Genomic DNA, 556 nt, shown 5'->3' with positions numbered 1-556 from the left:
TCAGGCCGCTCACGTCCCCCTGCGAGCGGCCTTTTTCTTATGCGATGGATAGGTCGACCGCCAGGGCTTTTTCCAGGACCCGATGTATCGATCCCACCGATCCTCCGATACGCCCCGCCTTGCAAAATCCCTCTGAAAATCGGCAAGAACCCTTCTACAACGGGCCTTTGCGCAGCAATCGATATCGCTGATGGTGACCATTACCACGCATCACTTCTGTCGCGGAGCCCCATCCGTAACATGGGCCCCGTAGACGAATTCACTCCCCCGCCCCAGGAGAACCCGACATGAAAAAGCAACTGATCGCCGGCCTGTTCATCGCCACTCTTTCCGCCACCGCATTCGCTCTTCCGCAAGATGCGGACAACACCTTCAAGGCTCCGGTCGTTGCCGAAGGTGGTGCTGACCGCACCGGTACCAACCGCGTTGCCGAAGACGGCTCCGACCGCACTGGCGCCAACCGCATCGCTGAAGGCGGTTCCGACCGCACCGGCATCAACCGTGTCGCTGAAGGCGGTTCCGACCGCACCGGTATCAACCGTGTCGCTGAAGGTGG

1 pseudogene is annotated in these 556 nt (G+C 60.6%); it reads left to right on the top strand.

Going from position 1 to position 556, the window contains the following annotated elements:
* Positions 1–287: 287 nt before the first annotated feature.
* A pseudogene (locus tag PIN01S_RS26165) lies at positions 288–556 on the top strand (phage infection protein); the annotation flags it as partial.

This window comes from Pseudomonas indica NBRC 103045 (assembly GCF_002091635.1).
Taxonomy (GTDB): Bacteria; Pseudomonadota; Gammaproteobacteria; order Pseudomonadales; family Pseudomonadaceae; genus Pseudomonas_M; species Pseudomonas_M indica.
The sequence above is the reverse complement of the archived record's forward strand: the minus strand, read 5'-3'. Positions and strand labels throughout refer to the sequence as shown.